Below are 18941 nucleotides of genomic sequence, written 5' to 3'. Positions count from 1 at the left end.
ACTAATGTAGCGACCCATTTTTGTGAGCTGGTTATAATCATATCGAAACTATTATCGAAGCTACTACCGAAATAGCAAAGTAGCCAGCTCATCCTCATTGTTCAGAATATCTGCTAATGTATAACGCTCAAGCACATTAACAAATGCGGTGAGCGCTTCAAAGAACACGCTTTTAAGCTGACAGGCTGGACTAATCACGCAGCCTAGTGATTTATTCTTTTTTTCCTCAATGAATGTCACTGGCAAATCCGCCGGATGAGCGCCCTGCTCACTATCCTTATGAGACGCTGGTACGGCAAAGCACTCTACCAAATTAAAATCAGGCTCTATCTGTTTGATCAATACGCCCAAATTAATATCTTTAGGCGCACGTGCCAAGCGTATGCCACCGTTTTTGCCACGCACACTTTCTATATAACCAAGCTGACCCAGCTGATGAATAATCTTAGTCAAATGACTTTTAGAAATACCATAGCTGTCAGCAATATCGCTAATATTGGCAAGCAGCGACGGATCTGGTCTCACAGCCAGATAAATTAATGAGCGTAGCGCGTAGTCACTATAGTTGGTCAGTCGCATGTACTTGCGCTCCTATTTTTATAAATATTTTAAACACATTATTTTGAACAAAGTAAATCATATTTCTGGTAATAGTATCATTAGTCCGCTTTAACCAAATAAACCATCTGGCCGAGGACGCGCCAGCATAGGCAGATAACTGATGCAAAATAGCACAAAACAAGCCATCCAAGCGCTTTGTGCAATCATAATCCATACTAGGTAATGACTCATATCGACTAGCGGTAGTAGTACGCGGCTGATAAATACTAATACCATCAAACCGTACATAACGCCTACCATTTTTGGCGGTTGATGAATACTGCGACCCGTATGTCCCAGAGATACTCTAGTCATCATTGCTAACGTCATCATACCAACACCAGCAATCGCCAGTCCATGCATAGCAATGCTGTGCGGATAACCGAGCCAAGGCTGTAGTGCATACAATAAGAAACTCAAACACATACCTAAAAATGCAATATACAACGACCAAAGTAATGGTTTTTGCCAAATACCGTGATGATACCACCCTATCAGACGAACGATATTAATCACTGCTACACCGAGCGCGGTAACCGTCAAGAGATACTGGTTTGGATAAAATACATCACTAATAAAAAAGGCGAAGAAAAATCCTAAGCTTGCGATATCTTGTGTCTTACTATTACGTAGTTTAATGGGTTCTGACGTTTCCATATCTATACTAAGACCACGTTCAATAAAAAATGGCACCACACGTCGGCCAATCGTTAGCACTAACCCAATGATCAAGTAAAACCCAAAATAAATCCCTATCTTAGTTGTATTCATATCAGCATTGATAATTCCCCAATAGCAGAGTCCGTTGCCAAAGGTCAGCAGTGCCAGTTTTGCCAAGATACCCATTTGCTTGTATTGCTTAACTTGCCATACCGCTCGACATATCACATATGCCATCGAGGCGACAAATACTACATCAAAAAGGACTGCTATATATAACCACGACATACTATCACCTATGAGCGTTATGCCAAGCCCAAAACTTAGCCAGCTCAGACGTGCTAACAACCAACAGGCAAAGATGCCTAGCAGCTTATAACCATGCGGCATCATTACCCCTGTCCATGTCTTGACCGCAGTTAGCAAGAACCCGGCTACCACTGCCAGAGCATAACCATACACCATTTCATGGCCGTGCCAGTATAACGGGTTCAAAACCTGTGCATCGATATCGGTGTGACCAGTGAACGCAAACACCCATAGCAGCATCGTTACTACGGAAAATAGCGCAGCAGCACTAAAAAATATGCGAAAGCTCAAATTAAAGATAGGATGCGGAGATCTTGGTGGTTTGCTAGGTAACTTGATAGAGTGCATAGCCATCTTCTTAAAGAATATAGATGGCTTTAATTATAACATTCATTTTAAATGAACTTTATAAATCTTTAGTCTGATTATTGAAATATTCTATCCATTAAAGTGCAGCGCCTACGGAAATCTCTAGAAGCAAAATCTCAAGTATAGTTGAATTCAAATAATTTCGATACAAGGAAACCGAGCGCAAGTTATACATTAGTATGCTTAGCGAGGATGACGATGTAGCGGATTTATATGGATTTGACTATATAAAAATAGAGAAAGCAATCTGGCTGTTCTTTAACTATTATTTAGCCATGACTTAGTCAATACCACTTACAACTGTAATGCCGCAACGACTAACGATATGACCACTATCGCTGTGACATACTGCCTTACTTTAAAGTAAGCATGACAGATAATCTGCGCTCGATGCAGATTATAATCAATAACCAACAGACTTATAAACCCAATCACTAATAGCCAACTAAAACTACTGGCTGATAAGATTAAAAACCCAAGCCAAAGGCCAAGCCCAATGACATTGCTATACAGTGGAAGCCTAACTGCCCACTTATTGTCTTCAGCTAAATCTAAATGATTACCCCAATGCGCGCCTGCCATAAATGATGCAATTACTAGACCATAAGCACTTAACACATCGACTACTGAGCCAAGTATAGGCACGGTAACAACGTCTACCATCAATAAAAATGCACAGGCGACAAACGGAATAGCACCTGCAAAAGTGAGATAAGGACTGGGTTTCTTCATTGTTTAAACCTATCTTATAATTAGTCTAATAATAGCTATCATCTGTCGAGTGAGAGTTTTCAATATACATTAATCGCCCTCTTGAGTATTGCCTTGCCATTGACAGATAAACTCACCGTTTGGATCGTATTGCTGAGTTTGCTTGTCGAGATTAAACTGTCTGCATCCTCTTGGGTCAGCGCCGACGCCTGCCAGATATTGCCAATTGCCCCAATTACTGCCGACATCATAATCAACAAGATGTTGCTCAAAGTAAGCTGCCCCGTAACGCCAATCAAGCCCTAGCTCATGGATAAAGCAGCTGGCAACCAGTTGTCGTCCGCGATTCGACATGTAACCTGTCATGCGCAATTGGTTCATACAAGCATTGACGATAGGATATGGTGTCGTACCATTTTTCCATTGCGCTAACAGACTCTCAATCAATTGAGTTGAAGGCGCGTGCTGAGCGATACCCTTAAACCAAAATAAATTTTGCCGATGGGTCACAGCATACCAATAGAAATACTCACGCCACAGCAGCTCAAACCATATCCAGTAGGTAGAATCATTTGCGATGATATCGCGCTCATATCGACGCAAACGATTTAATATTGTGTTTACAGATAGCGAGCCGTTTGCAAGCCAAGCGGAAAACTTTGTGGAATGCGCCCACTCATCTAGCGCGTTTCGGGTAGTTTTATAAGTGCTGGGCGCATCGGAATCGAAATAGGCATCTAAGTGATTGAGACCATTTGACTCACCACCTGTAAAACTGGATGGCTGCTGTGATGGCTTATCAACCTCTGCCTGATTAGACAACTGCGATTCAAAAAAGCACTCGTCCCTACTCAACATATTATCAGGCAATGGAGCAAATGATGCTGGCGTTGGAGAAATGGCTATATCTTTTTCTGCATGCAGCAAATCATAATCGGTTTCGATTTGTTTACGAAATTGCGTAAAGCTTTTGGGCAACTGCTCTAACGGCAACTCATCAAACAAAGTCGCTGTTGTTTGAACATGCCACTGTATCTCCAGATGCTTCGCCTGTAAAAGGTCATATACTTTGTTTTGATTATAATCTGCCGTTTGACTGATGCAGATATCCGTCACTTGTTGCTGCGCAATTAGATCATTCAACTGAGTAAAGACGTTCAATGCTTCATCGCCTTTCTGTAAATACAGCAACCTATTACCACGCTGTATCAATGATGCATTTAAATCAGCCAAGCTCTCATGCAAAAACTGCTGACGAGCTTGACCCATAGCCTCATAACGATAGACTCATAATGGTCTTTATCGTCTAATATATCTGTCAACGATGAGGCATAAACAAACAGCAGCTTTCCATTAATGGATATCTTAGATGCTTTTAGCAAAGTTGCATTGTCCGCTAATCGCAAGTCATTGTGAAATAACACCAATGTAACATTGTTGTTCTCTGAGTTGTTTGCTGCTTGATTTGACATACCCTATCCTTCTGGCTATTTAACGCTTATTTATTACTTTTAAACTTTAAGCTCAAAATATCATATACGATATCCAACATACTTAGCATTCAACCATGATGCTAACCTAATACTTGTAAGGCAATGAGGTCAGCCCCAGAAACCACTTATAAGCATCGATTCTCATATGTCTGAGTGCTTAAATGACTTACCTCTAGGAGAACACCATGACTCAAAATAAGACTACGGCTGAAGAAAATAAATCAGATGAAAAGCGTAAACTTATCAATCGATTTTTGATGAGGTTGACAAAAGAGCAGCCTCAAATGTATTACGCGACCACCTCTGAGATATCACGAAGTATTCATACGATGATAAAAGAACATACCAACCGCTTGTCAGTAGAAGAGCAAGCACTGGTAAGACGGATGACGATGGAAGAAATTGAAGGATTACTTGGCTTTCATGCCAGATAACTTATTGACTAGCTTTCAAATATATCGCTCTCAGTAAAACACTGAATGTCTCACAAAAAAAGACCGCTATCAAAGCGGTCTTTTTTACTAGCTATTAGCATTCTATTTTAGGACAATTAGAACGGATATTCACGTGGCTCATTTTGCATTGAGATCCAATGTGTTCTGGTGAATTCTTCTAGTACCCACTCACCGTTGAAACGGCCGATACCTGAATTTTTCTCACCACCAAAAGCCACGTTACTTTCATCGTTTACTGGAATATCATTTATATGGGTCATACCTGCTCGGATACCACGAGCGAAACGTAAACCTTTTTGCATGTCTGCGGTAAACACCGCACTAGATAAGCCATACATAGAATCATTAGCTATCGACAAAGCATCCTCTTCATTTTTGGCTCGAATAATGCCTATCAATGGTCCAAATATTTCATTATAGGCAATATCCATCTCTCTAGTAACTTCGGTAAAGACATGGGGTGGGACTAATTGACCATTGATTTCACCGCTCAAGAGCATTTTTGCGCCTTCTTTCTGTGCCTCATCAATCTTATCTCTAAGTGACTGAACTTGTTTCTCATTGATAATTGGGCCAATAGCAGTACCTTGATCGTTAGGATCACCTACCTGTAACGTTTTAACATGAGACAAGAAACGCTCTACAAACTCATCGTACACTTCATTTTCAACAATAATTCGGTTAATAGCCATACAAATCTGGCCTTGATGCAAGAACTTACCGAACACGGCTGCTTTTACTGCCTGATCAATATCTGCATCCTTGAGTACAACAAATGGACTGTTTCCACCTAACTCAAGTGCCACTTGTTTGATATGCTCACCACCATTAGCTAGCTCACCGATGTGTTTACCCACTGAAGTTGATCCTGTGAATGACACAAAACTTGACGCTTTGTGTTCAACGATTGCATCGCCTATCTCGCTGCCTGAACCCACAACCACGTTTAACAGGCCTTTTGGTAGACCCGCTTCTTCAAATACTTTGGCCAATAGCAAACCACCAGTCACTGGCGTATCGCTAGCAGGCTTGAGTACCACTGCATTGCCAAGTGCTAAGGCTGGCGCGATAGAGCGTTGAGTTAAATGTAGTGGAAAGTTCCATGGGCTAATAACAGCGACAACACCGATTGGCTCACGATAAATAAAGTTTTCTTTGCCAGGAGTATTTGATGGGCGAATCTCACCATGGACACGATTAGGGAATGTCGCTGCTTCCAGGGTAATCGCGCGTGTAGCCCCGAACTCAACCATCGCTTTGATACGGGTACTACCTGATTCTTTAATCAACCAATCGACGATTTCTTCTTGGCGTTGATCGAGTATATGCACGACTTTATACAACACTGCAGAACGCTCTGCTGGTGTCTGCTTGGCCCACGCTTCTTGAGCTTGGGTCGCAGTATCATAGGCTTCATTAAGCTGATCTTTGGTCGCTTGCTGAATCTCTACGAGCGTATCGCCATTGTAGGGATTGGTATTGGTATTGATGCTATCATCTTTACCTTTTTGCCATTCGCCTGCGATGAATTGCAAGTGAAAATCATTGTAGGCGCTATTGTTACTATCGTTGGTTGACATAATCATCCTTATTTTGCTTTGTTGTTTGACGAATTTATTGTTAATAATCTAAATAGAGTGGTTAAAGCTGTCTTGTAAGTAGTAGGTTTAAAGTCTTTATTAAGCTATGAGATAAAATAAATATCTAACCAGTGACTGATGAGAATAAAACCCACCTTGCTAGACGACTGGTCTAATGCTACCATAGCTATTAATAAAACAAGACTACTTTGTCAGTGAGTATTGTTGATAAAACGTAACACATATAACTATATCCTATTACAATACGCCATCAACATGACGTTCAAGTGAACGCTAACTGTTTCGACTGACTACTTAATACACAGAACCATCAAGGGAGACAATCCTATTTATGTCTAATACAGACGCTACTACATCAGACACCAAAACGCACTTACTTGCGACTGGTTATCAATTAATAGCCAAAAAAGGCTTTACCGCTGTTGGTCTAAAGCAGATTTTAGATACAGCAGGTGTGCCAAAGGGTTCTTTTTATCATTACTTTGCTTCTAAAGAAGCCTTTGGTGAAGCCATTATTAATCATTATTTTAGTTTATATAAGACTCGGTTGGATGTCATCGATGCACAAGATGTCAGTGCACAGCAAAAACTATATGACTATTTTCAAAACTGGTATGACACCCAGCAGAACGGCTGTGACCATGAAAAATGCTTGGTAGTGAAGCTCAGCGCAGAGGTAGCCGATATGTCAGAAACCATGCGTAAGGCACTTGATACTGGCTATCAGCAGACGACCATGTGGCTTGCTAAGCAGATCAAAGCTGGCTGGCTCGATGAGTCTGTCCCTCGTCACGATAACATCTCGGCTGAGAGTATGGCCAAGCGTTGGTATTTTGCATGGCTTGGCGCAAGCTTGATTGCAAAGATTAGCCAAACCAATACCCCTTTAGCAGAAATCTGGCAGATGACCACGACCCAAATGGGACGCTGATAGTTAACCGTTTGAATTTCTATCGACCGCACTTCTAACGTAGCCATTAAAGCACATTGAATATTCATAATACTCATAGATAGCAGCTGTCAGTACTATGCTTGAGTGTTCAGTGTGCTTTATTGCCTTCTCTTTTTTAAACAAATTTCTTAATGACATCTGCATATGACTTAAACAGTTATACGATAGTTTTGTAAACATCGCTAGACGACTGGTCTAATTGGTGTACAATGCGCACAAATATTAAGAATGAATGCCTATACGAGCATTGCTTATCATTTCATTCATTGATTGATATCAGACAATATCCCATGTCAAAACAATTTAATTGAATCGTTTTTATTAAAAACTTTTTATTACTAATTAGGAATCTTATGAATAACTTCCAATACTACAACCCAGTCCGTATCGTTTTTGGTGAAGGTCAAATCGAGCAATTATCAGATCTAGTCCCTACTGATGCGCGTGTACTCATTACTTATGGTGGTGGTTCAGCACAGCGTACTGGTACTTTAGACGAAGTAAAAACTGCATTAGCAGCAAGCGGTAACCGTACTGTATTTGAATTTGGTGGCATTGAAGCCAACCCAGAATTTACCACGCTACTTAAAGCCGCTGATATGGTTAATGAGCACAACATCGACTTCTTATTAGCAGTTGGCGGTGGTTCTGTGATTGACGGTAGCAAATTTGTCGCACTCGTTTCTTCATTAACTGAAGAAGACGGCACTGTCTCACGTGACCAAGCTTGGGATGCCTTAACTGGTTATTGCAAAAACATCGATTCTGCTGTCGACTTGGGTGCTGTATTGACTATCCCAGCCACAGGTTCTGAGATGAACTCAGGCGGCGTGATCAACTATAGTGAACGTCAAGCAAAACTACCGTTTGGTAACCCACTTGCCTTCCCTAAATTCTCAATTCTAGATCCACTCAAAACACTTACCTTGCCTGAACGTCAGGTTATGAATGGTGTGGCTGATGCATTTGTTCATGTAATGGAACAATATCTGACTTACCCAGTAAACGCGAAAGTACAAGATGCCTTTGCTGAGAGCTTGCTTAAAATCCTTATTGATGAAGGTCTAGTGGTTAAGCAAGATCCAGAAAACCTAGAAACACGTAAGAACATTATGTGGACAGCGACCATGGCATTGAACGGTCTGATCGGTACTGGTGTGCCACAAGACTGGACAACTCACATGGTTGGTCATGAGCTGACATCATTACACGCTATCGATCATGCACGTACGCTAACCATTGTATTGCCATCAGTCATGCGTGAGCTAAAAGAAAGCAAAAAAGAAAAACTGCTTCAGTATGCGCGTAACGTATGGAACATTACTGATACTGACCTAGACGATGATGCCATTATCGAAACGGCTATTGTTTACACTGAAAACTTCTTCCGCGAGCTTGGGTTGCCAGTTAGCCTAGAAGACGTTGACTTGACTGAATCAGCGATTGATCCAATCATCAAGCAGCTTGAAGTGCATAACATGGTCAAGCTTGGTGAACATGGTACCAACGACTTAGAAGTATCACGTCGTATCTTGCAGCGCGCTGTAACTAGCAAAGCGTCTTAATAAGCGCTTTAGCAAGAACCGTCAGAAGAATTATAAGAAAAATCGCGACAGTAACAATAAGTACATATCGTTATGCTATTTATAGTAGTAGCTATTCCATGCTGAGTAGCTACTACATTTAACACCACCATAATAATGACAATTAATAAATATAAAGGAGTCCTACTATGAGCTTCGACAAACAACAGAATCAACAAACCAACCGTCAAATCAAACTTGCCAGCCGCCCGAACGGCGAACCAACCGCTGACAACTTTGACATGACAACCAGCGACATCCCAACGCCAAACGATAACGAGATGTTATTACGCACGGTATATCTGTCATTAGACCCATATATGCGTGGACGTATGAGCGATGCAAAAAGCTATGCAGACCCATTAGCAGTCGGTGACGTCATCATGGGTGGCACAGTCGCTCAAGTGGTTGAGTCTAATATCGATAAATTTGCTGTCGGTGATTTGGTCGTATCAAATTCCGGCTGGCAGGACTACAGTGTCAGTGATGGCGAAGGCGTCCTGAAACTGGACAAAAACATGGCAAACCCTTCTTATGGTTTAGGTGTGTTAGGTATGCCCGGCTTCACTGGTTACATGGGTCTGACTGATATCGGCAAACCACAGAAAGGCGAAACGTTAGTTGTCGCTGCAGCCACTGGACCTGTCGGTGCTACGGTCGGTCAAGTGGGTAATCAACATGGTCTGCGCACTGTCGGTGTGGCAGGCGGCAAAGAGAAATGCGATTTCGCGGTCAACGAGCTTGGCTTTGATGTCTGTATCGACCACAGAGCCGATGACTTTGCTGAGCAATTAAAAGCGGCCTGCCCAGATGGTATCGATATCTATTATGAAAACGTCGGTGGGCACGTGTTTGATGCGGTCATGCCTTTACTCAATGCTCATGCTCGCATTCCTGTCTGTGGCCTTGTTGCCCAGTACAATGCGACCGAACTGCCTGAAGGTAAAGATCGTTTGAGCGTATTGACTGGCCTTATCTTAAGCCGCCGCCTCACCATCAAAGGCTTCATTATCTTTGAAGAGTATGGCGACCACTTCCCAGAGTTCTTAGAAACCATGAGCAAATGGGTAGAGTCAGGCGACGTCAAAACCAAAGAATACATCGCTGATGGTCTAGAAAATGCACCAGAAGCCTTTGTCGGTATGTTAAACGGTGATAACTTTGGTAAAACAGTGGTTAAGGTCTCTGACGTTCAGTAACTTATGTTAAATAATTGACTGTTAAATAATTGACGATAGGTAATAACTATTGTTAATAACAACTTAACAACATAACTTGCTAAGATCACTACTGAAAGTTACGTCTGAAGCAGGAATAATATTAGCGGTCACCACTTATACTGATAACGTTTTGGTCATCTGGCTTGCCATTTGAATGAATCCCCTATCAATAAAAATGTGGCTGTTAATAATTTGTTTTACTCACATATAAACAATAAATAAGGATAATTATGAATATTTTAATGGTACTAACCTCACACGACCGTCTAGGCGATACTGGTAAAAAGACAGGATTTTGGCTAGAAGAATTTGCAGCTCCTTACTATGCGTTTCTCGATGCGGGTGCTAATGTCACTCTAGCGTCTCCTGCAGGTGGTCAGCCACCACTAGATCCTAGTAGCGATACTGAAGATACACAAACTAAAGATACCAAGCGTTTTAAAGACGACAAAGAGGCGCAAGAGCACTTGGCCAATACCAAGAAACTTGCTGACATGAAAGTAGAAGATTTTGATTCAGTCTTTTATCCAGGTGGTCACGGTCCATTGTGGGACTTGGCAGTAGATAAGAACTCTATCGAATTGATCGAGAGTTTCGTCAAGCAAGACAAGCCTGTTGCTTTTGTTTGTCATGCACCTGGCGCGCTTAAAAGCGTCAAAGTTGATGGCGAGTACTTAGTAAAAGGTAAAACCGTTACTGGCTTTACCAACTCAGAAGAAGAAGCGGCTGGCCTAACAGACGTGGTGCCTTTCTTAGTAGAAGATGTCTTGAAAGCCAACGGTGGTAACTATGAAAAAGCCGCTGATTGGGAAGAGTTTGTGGTCGAAGATGGTTTATTGATCACAGGTCAAAACCCAGCCTCATCAGAAGAAGCGGCTAAGCGTTTGATCAACAAGCTCAAAGGTTAATATCATGATTCGCTTACATCACCTTAATCAGTCACGTTCGTTGCGTACGCTTTGGCTCTTAGAAGAGCTAGGCGTGCCTTATGAAGTGATCAGTCATCAGCGCGATGCCAAAACTCATTTGGCACCAGATTCCCTGAAGGCAGTTCACCCACTCGGTAAATCTCCGGTTATCGAGATGGATGGACAGATTTACGCTGAGTCCGGTGCGATTACAGAGTTATTGATTGAACGATTTGCGCCAGAGCGTCTGCGCCCTGCTACAGATAGTTCAGATTATGGATATTATCTGCAGTGGATTGACTTTGCAGAAAGCTCGCTAATGTTGCCATTAATGCTTGAGCTATTTACCAAAAAAGCAGGCATTGATGACAATGAGTTTTTGAGTGGCTATATCGATACAGAAAAAACCAGATTGTTTGAATATCTGGATGCTTCGGTTAAAGGTAAGTCGTTCATTGTGGGTGATAAGCTAAGTGGTGCTGACTTTATGTTGTCATTTGACTTAATCATTCTCGCTAAGCGTCAAAAACTCGACGCTTACCCGAATATCAGGCAGTATGCTGAAGCGCTTGCCAGTCTCAATAGCTATCAGCGCGCTATGCAGCTAGAGGCTAAGTACGACCAATCCGTTTAGCATTGCATCATAACTGACAGACCAACTTTCCGATACACACAAACAGCTCTGTATAGAGCTGTTTTTTATGCGTATAGCATTTTTTACTTGTTGCATCGCTTGTTTTAATGTTCGTCATATTGCACGAAATACTGCTATATCTTTATTCAATAGCGCCAATGAGTTACGCGCTAATGACAAAAGCGCTATAAAGATTATGATAAAATATGCCCTGCATTTCTTGGGTTATCTTTCCAGTTTGACCAGCATTTATATCAGTAACTCCGCTGTTTTTAAGCTATGAACATTCATCGTACTGACCTGATTTTGCGTCTGGAATCTGTTCTATGCCATTCTATTTCCTTATACAGATTATGGTACGTCCATGAGTAATGAATATCAGTTTAAGCCCCACGAACAACCGATAATGGTGGGCTCTCCTGCCAATCCTGATCATCCTGCACGCCGCAAATTATTTTACTTACTGATCGGAATTTTCGTTGGTCTCACTGCCAGTTTCCAAAACGGTCTGCTCGTCGCAAATCTTACTCAAATTCAGGGTCAACTGGGCTTAACGCCAGCTGAAGGTGGCTGGATATCTGTTAGCTATAATATGACCAATGCCTGTATCACCGTTCTGCTGTACAAAATTCGCCAACAATTTGGTATGTCACTTTTTAGCAAAATCACTCTGTTCTTTTTGTTGGCCGCCACGAGTTTACAGTGGCTAATCAGTAGTCACTTATTAGATACGCCTAATATAGGAATTGAGCCTTATTACCTAGAGATTGTCGCCAGGGGACTTAGTGGTATGGTGGCAAGTGGCATGACCATTTTAGGGTTATTCTACTGTTTGCAAGGCATGCCAACCGTCAAGCGGACCAGTGGCTTAATATTGGGTTTTGGCTTGGTGCAGTTTGGTATTCCATTATCACGAATCATCTCGCCCTATCTCGCCATCGACGGTCAGCTTGAGAATTTATTTTTATTTCAATTTGGTTTAGCATTGATTTGTTTTGGACTGATTAACATATTGGAGTTACCGCCAGGTAATACCGAAAAAGTATTTGAGAAACTCGATTTTTTAAGCTTTGCTTTTTTTGCGAGCGGTTTGGCGGCACTGGCTGTAATTTTGGTGCAAGGTAGGATTTTATGGTGGACGACGCCTTGGCTCGTCTATCCACTTATGATTGCTATTGTTGGGATTGGCATCGCTCTATGGATTGAAACACATCGCAAAAACCCAATGTTACAAGTCCGCTGGATGCGTAGCCGCAATATTATTGCCTTTATGATTACCGGCGCTGTTATGCGAATTTTGCTATCTGAACAAAATGTCGGTGCTGCAGGCCTACTTGCTAATTTGGGTTATGGTAACGATCAGCTGGTTACTTTTTATGCTGTCATAATGGCTGCCAGTGTGCTGGCTTTGGTCATTAGTATTTTTAGTACCAATCCAATGGACTTGCGCCGTCCCGTTATTTTTGCAGTAGCATTGATTGCCTTAGGTTCTTGGATGGACGTTGGGGTCTCTATCAACTCCGCACCTTATATGTTTTATATTAGCCAGTTTTTGATTGCATTTGCCGCGGTATATTTTATGGGACCTTTGGTTTTCGAAGGATTTCTGCGGGCTATTGCTAGTGGTCCTGCTTATATCATTAGTTTTTCGGTTATCTTTGGTATTTCTCAAACGGTTGGCGGATTGGCAGGTGCAGCGGCTATTCAGGCATTTACGACCATTCGTACACAAGTGCATTATGCAGATATGGTCAGCTCACTGAACTTGGGTGATCCTACGTTCAACGCTCAAATTGCTGGTACTCGTAGTGTATTGTCAAACCAAACGACGGACGCAGCGCAAGCGAATGTGGCTGCAATGAGTCAAGTGTTGCAAGGGATTCAACGCCAAGCAACTGTCTCCGCTTATAGCGATTTGTTCTTTTTGATGGCCAGTTTTGCTACTTTCGTTACAGCCATTTTATTGATCAACTATTTTTATAACCGTTACCACAAGCGCAATCCACTGGCCAAAGAGCTCGCCGTCATCGCCAAGATGCGCGAAACAAAATAATTCAACTTATTATCTTAGTGATTTTTTATCATATTCATTTATAGTCAGACCCATCAGATATCTGCTTATTAACATTTAGGAGCATTTCATGAGCCAAGAAAAACCAAATGAGCTTAATAAAATACCTCAGACGTCAACTGATGCTCCAGCAACAGACACACCTCTAGCGTCCGATATAAGCAAAGAAGAGTCTGCTGCAACTTCTTCGCCATCAGCAACTAAGACAGCAGAAGGTGATATAGAAAGCAGTTCAGACAGCAATGAACCACCGATGCCACCAAAAGAGCCAATACCCGATACTACTGGTTGGTCGCCTAAGAAAAAATCCTATCTAAACTTAGGCTTATTAATTTTATTGATTGTCATTGGCGTGACATTGATTTTGTATGCGTGGAAGCTCCCACCATTTACCCCAACGGTACAGCAAACCAATAATGCTTTTGTCAAAGGTCAGACGACTATTATTAGCCCGCAAGTTTCTGGCTATGTCACCAAGGTAGCCGTGCAAGACTTCGCCAACGTAAAAGCTGGCGACTTACTCATAAAGATAGATGATCGAACCTTTCAGCAGCAGCTCGAACAAGCCCAAGCAAATACCGAAGTAGCCCTTACTAACCGCTCTACCAATGACCAAGATACGCAAACCAGCCAAGCGCAAATCGAAGCACGTAGAGCTGATTTATATAGTGCCAAACTCAATGTAGAAAGCGCGCGTGAAGATGTCAACCGTTATCAAGGTTTGGATGCTATTGGTGCGGTATCGAAAGCAGAAGTTGCTCATATCAAGGCGCAATTGGCTCAAGCACAAGCAGGTGTACAGCAAGCAGAGGCTAATTTGCAAGCCGCTCAAGAAAACCGTGAAAAGACTAGCGGCAGTCGCTCATCGCTGGACGCAAATATCAAAAATGCTGAAGCAGGCGTCAAGCAAGCGCAAATCAATCTAGACAATACTATCATCACTGCGCCTGAATCTGGCCAGCTAAGCCAAGTCAGTGTCAAAGAAGGTCAATACGTCAGCGCTGGTACGCAGCTCATGTATATCGTGCCAAAAGGCATTTGGATCATTGCAAACTTTAAGGAAACTCAAATAGCCAATATGGCAATCGGTGAGCCTGCGACCATTCATGTCGATGCGCTTGGCGGTGCCAAATTTACGGGTCACGTGAGTAATATCTCGCCAGCGACTGGTAGCGAGTTTAGTGCTGCTGCTGCCAACCCTGCGACAGGTAACTACATAAAAATCGCTCAACGTATTCCTGTACGCATCGACCTAGACCAAAACCAGCCTGAACTTGCACGCTTACGTCCTGGCATGTCAGTCTCAGTAGATGTCGATACCAATATTAAATGAAAGGTTGAATAAAAAGTTAAATACGAAATAATGCCAAACAAGGTAAATAGTAGTTAACGTAAAAAAGCCACTTTAGACACCAAAGAACTTGGATTTAGAGTGGCTTTTTTAGTTTTCTATAATCTATAGCTTGAGGCTATAACAACTATGGCAATAAGCGTTTAGTTGTCCAGCCTTTATTGCCTTCACTGTCGTCGTCGCTACTCTGCGTATACACAATTCGGTCATGCATTCGATTGGCGCGACCTTGCCAAAATTCAATACTTTCAATCGTAATCTCATACCCACCCCAAAACTCTGGCGTTGGCACGGTAGTATTGTCAGGGTGTGCTGCTTGCAGCTGTTCAAACGTTTGCTCCATGACTTCACGATTGGCCACTTCACCACTTTGCGGTTGACTCACCCAAGCACCTACTTGACTATCATGGGGACGCTTTTGGAAGTAAGCAGCCGATTTATCAACAGCAATTTTAGCGATACTACCGCTGATACGGACTTGACGCTCCAGCTCATGCCAAAAGAATAACGCTTCAGCGTTAGGATTTTCTGCAATATCTTGCCCTTTTGCGCTTTCATAATTGGTATAAAAAACGATACCTGTCTCAGTAATCTCACGTAGTAGCACAATACGGGCGCTAGGCTTATTGTCTGCGCCACATGTCGCCAAACTCATTGCATAAGGCTCTTGCACCTTTTGTGCTAACGCCTCATTCATCCAAGCTTTAAAAAGCTCGAATGGTGACGTTGGTACTGACTGTTGGTCAAGCTCACCTTTCTCGTATGAGAGGCGTTGGTCGGTAAAGTCCATGCTCATAGCAGTTCCTTATTTGAAAACTATAATATTGTTATCTTAAATACCAGTTACTATTTTGAATACCAATTATTGCCTTAAATAGTATTAGCCTAGTACTGATTTTATAAGATCAGCTAAGTCATTAGCCATTACATCGCATTCAATTTCATCATCTGACTCTACCATCACGCGAATCATAGGCTCTGTACCTGACTGACGTATCAATAGACGACCACGACCCTCTAGCGTTGCCTGTGCTTTATCAAAAGCAGCAACCAGCTCCTCATGTTTGAATGGGTCTTGCATTTGAGATAAGCGTACATTGACTAACTTTTGCGGCAACACTTCAAAACCTTCAACAAGTTCACTTAACGCACGCTCTCTGGCTTGCATCACTGCCAGTACTTGCAAACCAGCAATGATAGCGTCCCCTGTGCGACTTTTATCTAAGCAGAGAATATGACCAGATGGCTCACCGCCCAATATCCAACCATTAGCTTCTAAGTCCTGCATCACATAGCGATCACCCACCTTTGCACGGGTAAAGTGGATGTCTGCATCTTTTAGCGCCAGCTCTAACCCCATATTGCTCATGAGTGTGCCGACAACACCTTCAGCTTTGGTTTTACCTTGGGTAGCAAGCACATATAAAATACCGTCGCCGTCGACTAGCTTACCCGTCTCATCAACCATTACGATACGGTCACCATCACCATCTAGCGCAATACCAACATCTGCGTCATGCTCAAGCACAGCCTTCTGTAAGCTCTCAGGATGGGTAGAACCACATTCAGCATTGATATTGATGCCGTCTGGCGTATTATTGATGGCAATCACGTTGGCCCCCAACTCGCGCATCACTCTAGGTGCTACGCTATAGCCTGCGCCATTGGCACAATCCACTACTACCGTCAGATGACTGAGGTCATATTGATAAGGGAAGCTGCCTTTGCAAAACTCAATATAGCGACCTTTTGCATCATTAATACGATTGTTCTTACCTAAATTTGCAGGATCAAGAATAGGCATCATAGCAACGTCATTACCAACGTCGTTCATAATTGCCGTCAATTTATCATTGATTGCAGTTTGCATCTCATCAGTAAGTTTTTTGCCGTCACCTGAGAAAAACTTGATACCATTATCGTAATAAGGGTTGTGCGAGGCTGAGATAACCACGCCAGCATCTGCATTGAAACTACGGGTCAAATGCGCAATCGCTGGAGTCGGCAATGGACCAAGCATATAAACATCAACACCAGCCGCATTAAAACCTGCTTGTAATGCTCCCTCTATCACATAGCCTGACAGACGCGTATCTTTACCAATCACCACACTTGGCTTACGCGTAGGATTTTCATTTTTTTCTATGAGGACAAGCCCGGTGACATAGCCTAGTTTTAAAATAAAGTCTGGTGTAATTGGTAATTCACCAAATTTTCCGCGAATTCCATCAGTGCCAAAATAGCTCATTATGTGTTCCTCAAGTCAAAAAAATAAAAGGCCAAACGTATACGCAGGCAATGCTATTGTTGTAATAATCTGTTTCTGTATTTTACAAAAAAAACAGCCAACAATAACAGAGCATTGTTGGCTGTTTGTATCTTAAGCTCGCTGCAGCCTTACGTCTCAGCTAACATCAATACATTTTAAAACTATAAAAGAGAAGTATTTCACGGAACGATCTAGTTTACTCGATAGTTCGGTGCTTCTTTAGTGATTTGCACATCATGCACATGCGACTCTTTCATACCCGCTGAGGTTACTTTGATAAACTGCGGATTGGTACGCATATCTTCAATCGTGGCAGAGCCCGTATAACCCATTGATGAACGTAAGCCACCAACCAACTGATTAACAATACCCGCAACTGGTCCTTTATAAGGAACACGGCCTTCGATACCTTCTGGTACTAGCTTCTCTACGCCGTCTTTTGCATCTTGGAAGTAGCGGTCTGAAGAACCGTTTGATCCTGACATTGCACCTAAACTACCCATACCGCGATACGCTTTATAGTAGCGACCTTGGAACAGCTCAACTTCACCTGGTGCTTCTTCGGTACCAGCCATGAGTGAACCAACCATGATGCATGATGCACCAGCAGCGATTGCTTTTGCCATGTCACCTGAATAACGAATACCACCATCAGCAATCAATGGAATGCTATCTTTTAAAGCACTAGCAACGTTATCAATCGCTGAGATTTGTGGAACACCGATACCTGCGATAATACGGGTGGTACAGATAGAGCCAGGGCCGATACCTACTTTTACTGCATCAGCACCTGCGTCACGTAAAGCGATTGCTGCCTCACCTGTTGCGATGTTGCCACCGATTACTTGTACATGCGGGTAGTTTTTCTTGATCCAAGAGACTTTGTCGATCACGCCTTTTGAGTGACCGTGCGCAGTATCAACGACGATAACGTCGACATCAGCAGCGATTAATGCTTCGACGCGTGCTTGAGTGTCTGCGCCTGTACCAACAGCTGCGCCAACACGTAGGCGACCTTGCTCGTCTTTACATGCATTTGGATTGTTTTCAGCTTTGGCAAAATCATTAACAGTAATCAAACCACGCAGGCGGAAATTATCGTCAATAACGATGACTTTTTCGATGCGATGCTCATGCAACAATCTTTTGATATTCTCGTTGCTTTCACCTTCATGTACAGTTACTAGCTGCTCTTTAGGCGTCATGATCTGGCTAACTGGCAATGACAAATTGGTCTCAAAACGCCAATCTCTATGAGTAACAATACCTACAACGTTATCTGTGCCTTTTTCGACCACAGGCACACCTGAGATATTGTTATCTTGAGTCAAACGTAGCAATTCACCGATCGTCATCTCTGGATGCACAGTGATAGGATCAACGACGGTACCCGCTTCAAATTTTTTGACACGGCGTACTTGTGTGGCCTGCTTCTCGATATCCATGCTTTTATGCAAAATACCCATGCCACCAAGCTGTGCCATAGTGATAGCCATTTCAGACTCAGTCACAGTATCCATCGCCGCAGAGATTAGCGGAAGATTAAGTGTGATGTTTTTGGTCAAACGAGTAGACAGATCAGCAGTTTTTGGCAGAACTTCAGAATAGGCTGGTAATAATAAAACGTCATCAAAGGTTAAGGCTTCATCGACAATTCGCAACATACAGACCCCTAGTGGTGGTTATTTTGATGGGTAGGAGCTCAGGGTTAAGCGTATCAATCATTGCAGCTGCAAGCACAGTGCCGACTCATAG

At 42.5% G+C, this 18941-nt stretch carries 17 protein-coding genes; 8 read left to right on the top strand and 9 right to left on the bottom strand.

The window, feature by feature from the left end; translation table 11 throughout:
- Positions 1 to 63: 63 nt before the first annotated feature.
- The 5 genes from Q0788_RS02020 to Q0788_RS02000 form a co-directional block, all read right to left on the bottom strand.
- Positions 64 to 579: an Rrf2 family transcriptional regulator gene (locus Q0788_RS02020; RefSeq protein ID WP_075106063.1), complete on the bottom strand. Its 516-nt coding sequence runs from the start codon at positions 577 to 579 to the stop codon at positions 64 to 66.
- A gap of 90 nt (positions 580 to 669) precedes the next feature.
- Positions 670 to 1917, bottom strand: coding sequence for an NnrS family protein (locus tag Q0788_RS02015; protein ID WP_298807518.1), 1248 nt, complete (start codon positions 1915 to 1917; stop codon positions 670 to 672).
- A gap of 315 nt (positions 1918 to 2232) precedes the next feature.
- A complete protein-coding gene (locus Q0788_RS02010; RefSeq protein WP_298807517.1) occupies positions 2233 to 2670 on the bottom strand; it encodes a DUF3429 domain-containing protein in 438 nt (145 codons plus the stop codon).
- A 69-nt stretch (positions 2671 to 2739) separates the two neighbouring features.
- Positions 2740 to 3918, bottom strand: a complete 1179-nt coding sequence (locus tag Q0788_RS02005; RefSeq protein WP_298807516.1) for a DASH family cryptochrome — start codon at positions 3916 to 3918, stop codon at positions 2740 to 2742.
- Complete coding sequence (locus tag Q0788_RS02000) at positions 3870 to 4121, bottom strand: hypothetical protein (RefSeq protein ID WP_298807515.1); 252 nt, start codon at positions 4119 to 4121, stop codon at positions 3870 to 3872. Before Q0788_RS02000 ends, Q0788_RS02005 begins: the two co-directional genes overlap by 49 nt.
- 206 nt (positions 4122 to 4327) lie before the next feature.
- Here Q0788_RS02000 and Q0788_RS01995 point away from each other — a divergent pair, with 206 nt between their 5' ends.
- Positions 4328 to 4576 carry a hypothetical protein gene (locus Q0788_RS01995; protein WP_298807514.1) on the top strand — a complete coding sequence of 83 codons (249 nt, stop codon included), beginning with the start codon at positions 4328 to 4330 and terminating at the stop codon, positions 4574 to 4576.
- A gap of 116 nt (positions 4577 to 4692) precedes the next feature.
- Here the strand turns inward: Q0788_RS01995 and Q0788_RS01990 are convergent, their stop codons facing one another.
- Positions 4693 to 6177 (bottom strand): aldehyde dehydrogenase family protein, encoded by a 1485-nt coding sequence (locus Q0788_RS01990; RefSeq protein ID WP_298807513.1) that lies wholly within the window; start codon positions 6175 to 6177, stop codon positions 4693 to 4695.
- A gap of 352 nt (positions 6178 to 6529) precedes the next feature.
- On the opposite strand from Q0788_RS01990, the gene Q0788_RS01985 reads away from it, so the two are divergent.
- The 7 genes from Q0788_RS01985 to Q0788_RS01955 all read left to right on the top strand — a co-directional run bounded on the left by Q0788_RS01985 (position 6530) and on the right by Q0788_RS01955 (position 14899).
- The gene (locus tag Q0788_RS01985; RefSeq protein ID WP_298807512.1) at positions 6530 to 7129 is read left to right on the top strand and encodes a TetR/AcrR family transcriptional regulator; all 600 of its coding nucleotides are present in this window, start codon (positions 6530 to 6532) and stop codon (positions 7127 to 7129) included.
- Positions 7130 to 7503: 374 nt separating this feature from the next.
- Positions 7504 to 8715 carry an iron-containing alcohol dehydrogenase gene (locus Q0788_RS01980; RefSeq protein WP_298807511.1) on the top strand — a complete coding sequence of 404 codons (1212 nt, stop codon included), beginning with the start codon at positions 7504 to 7506 and terminating at the stop codon, positions 8713 to 8715.
- Positions 8716 to 8882: 167 nt separating this feature from the next.
- Positions 8883 to 9932 carry an NADP-dependent oxidoreductase gene (locus tag Q0788_RS01975; protein ID WP_298807510.1) on the top strand — a complete coding sequence of 350 codons (1050 nt, stop codon included), beginning with the start codon at positions 8883 to 8885 and terminating at the stop codon, positions 9930 to 9932.
- A 251-nt stretch (positions 9933 to 10183) separates the two neighbouring features.
- Positions 10184 to 10861 (top strand): type 1 glutamine amidotransferase domain-containing protein, encoded by a 678-nt coding sequence (locus tag Q0788_RS01970; protein WP_298807508.1) that lies wholly within the window; start codon positions 10184 to 10186, stop codon positions 10859 to 10861.
- 4 nt (positions 10862 to 10865) lie between these two features.
- The gene (locus Q0788_RS01965) at positions 10866 to 11495 is read left to right on the top strand and encodes a glutathione S-transferase family protein (RefSeq protein ID WP_298807506.1); all 630 of its coding nucleotides are present in this window, start codon (positions 10866 to 10868) and stop codon (positions 11493 to 11495) included.
- 364 nt (positions 11496 to 11859) lie between these two features.
- Positions 11860 to 13548, top strand: coding sequence for an MFS transporter (locus tag Q0788_RS01960; RefSeq protein ID WP_298807504.1), 1689 nt, complete (start codon positions 11860 to 11862; stop codon positions 13546 to 13548).
- 88 nt (positions 13549 to 13636) lie between these two features.
- Positions 13637 to 14899, top strand: a complete 1263-nt coding sequence (locus Q0788_RS01955; RefSeq protein ID WP_298807502.1) for an HlyD family secretion protein — start codon at positions 13637 to 13639, stop codon at positions 14897 to 14899.
- A 145-nt stretch (positions 14900 to 15044) separates the two neighbouring features.
- Here the strand turns inward: Q0788_RS01955 and pdxH are convergent, their stop codons facing one another.
- The 3 genes from pdxH to guaB form a co-directional block, all read right to left on the bottom strand.
- The gene (pdxH, locus tag Q0788_RS01950) at positions 15045 to 15707 is read right to left on the bottom strand and encodes a pyridoxamine 5'-phosphate oxidase (protein WP_298807670.1); all 663 of its coding nucleotides are present in this window, start codon (positions 15705 to 15707) and stop codon (positions 15045 to 15047) included.
- 90 nt (positions 15708 to 15797) lie between these two features.
- Complete coding sequence (glmM, locus tag Q0788_RS01945) at positions 15798 to 17165, bottom strand: phosphoglucosamine mutase (RefSeq protein ID WP_298807500.1); 1368 nt, start codon at positions 17163 to 17165, stop codon at positions 15798 to 15800.
- 212 nt (positions 17166 to 17377) lie between these two features.
- On the bottom strand, positions 17378 to 18850 hold the full coding sequence (guaB, locus tag Q0788_RS01940; protein WP_057760534.1) for an IMP dehydrogenase: 1473 nt from the start codon (positions 18848 to 18850) through the stop codon (positions 17378 to 17380).
- Positions 18851 to 18941 lie beyond the last annotated feature (91 nt).

Origin of the sequence: uncultured Psychrobacter sp. (assembly GCF_947500265.1) — a bacterium.
GTDB lineage: Bacteria > Pseudomonadota > Gammaproteobacteria > Pseudomonadales > Moraxellaceae > Psychrobacter.
This window is presented reverse-complemented; position numbering and strand designations above follow the sequence as displayed.

Coding starts and splice junctions, on each gene's coding strand:
- Q0788_RS02020 (WP_075106063.1), bottom strand. CDS start 579: ATGCGACTGACCAACTATAGTGACTACGCGCTACGCTCATTAATTTAT.
- Q0788_RS02015 (WP_298807518.1), bottom strand. CDS start 1,917: ATGCACTCTATCAAGTTACCTAGCAAACCACCAAGATCTCCGCATCCT.
- Q0788_RS02010 (WP_298807517.1), bottom strand. CDS start 2,670: ATGAAGAAACCCAGTCCTTATCTCACTTTTGCAGGTGCTATTCCGTTT.
- Q0788_RS02005 (WP_298807516.1), bottom strand. CDS start 3,918: ATGGGTCAAGCTCGTCAGCAGTTTTTGCATGAGAGCTTGGCTGATTTA.
- Q0788_RS02000 (WP_298807515.1), bottom strand. CDS start 4,121: ATGTCAAATCAAGCAGCAAACAACTCAGAGAACAACAATGTTACATTG.
- Q0788_RS01995 (WP_298807514.1), top strand. CDS start 4,328: ATGACTCAAAATAAGACTACGGCTGAAGAAAATAAATCAGATGAAAAG.
- Q0788_RS01990 (WP_298807513.1), bottom strand. CDS start 6,177: ATGTCAACCAACGATAGTAACAATAGCGCCTACAATGATTTTCACTTG.
- Q0788_RS01985 (WP_298807512.1), top strand. CDS start 6,530: ATGTCTAATACAGACGCTACTACATCAGACACCAAAACGCACTTACTT.
- Q0788_RS01980 (WP_298807511.1), top strand. CDS start 7,504: ATGAATAACTTCCAATACTACAACCCAGTCCGTATCGTTTTTGGTGAA.
- Q0788_RS01975 (WP_298807510.1), top strand. CDS start 8,883: ATGAGCTTCGACAAACAACAGAATCAACAAACCAACCGTCAAATCAAA.
- Q0788_RS01970 (WP_298807508.1), top strand. CDS start 10,184: ATGAATATTTTAATGGTACTAACCTCACACGACCGTCTAGGCGATACT.
- Q0788_RS01965 (WP_298807506.1), top strand. CDS start 10,866: ATGATTCGCTTACATCACCTTAATCAGTCACGTTCGTTGCGTACGCTT.
- Q0788_RS01960 (WP_298807504.1), top strand. CDS start 11,860: ATGAGTAATGAATATCAGTTTAAGCCCCACGAACAACCGATAATGGTG.
- Q0788_RS01955 (WP_298807502.1), top strand. CDS start 13,637: ATGAGCCAAGAAAAACCAAATGAGCTTAATAAAATACCTCAGACGTCA.
- pdxH (WP_298807670.1), bottom strand. CDS start 15,707: ATGGACTTTACCGACCAACGCCTCTCATACGAGAAAGGTGAGCTTGAC.
- glmM (WP_298807500.1), bottom strand. CDS start 17,165: ATGAGCTATTTTGGCACTGATGGAATTCGCGGAAAATTTGGTGAATTA.
- guaB (WP_057760534.1), bottom strand. CDS start 18,850: ATGTTGCGAATTGTCGATGAAGCCTTAACCTTTGATGACGTTTTATTA.